This is a genomic window from Undibacterium sp. TC9W (genome assembly GCF_049339865.1).
Classification (GTDB): Bacteria; Pseudomonadota; Gammaproteobacteria; order Burkholderiales; family Burkholderiaceae_D; genus Undibacterium.
The window spans coordinates 1-255 of record NZ_JBMPPJ010000099.1 but is presented as its reverse complement, the minus strand read 5'-3'; the positions used below and the strand labels follow the sequence as shown (position 1 = coordinate 255).

1 protein-coding gene is annotated in these 255 nt (G+C 54.1%); it reads left to right on the top strand.

Annotated elements, in window-relative coordinates:
* The coding region (locus ACO0LN_RS30405) for a hypothetical protein (RefSeq protein WP_422980513.1) at positions 1-255 on the top strand (255 nt) is incomplete at both ends.

The window sequence follows — 255 nt, the reverse complement described above, 5'->3', positions numbered from 1 at the left end:
TCTTTGATACTGACGGCAAGGTTGATGGCAAAATCAGCCTCACTGGTGGCCTGGGCTTTAAAACCACGGTGCCAACCAATCCAAGCACTTCTTTGCCGGGCGACAAGGATGGTGATGGCATCCCGGACGCGATAGAAGCGAAGGTCGGCACCAAGCTTGATGTCAAGGACAATGATGTCTTGCACCGCTCTGACCTGTTTGCCATGCAGCTTTATCGTGACGTGCTGTTCCGTGAGGCAGATACCGCAGGTGTGC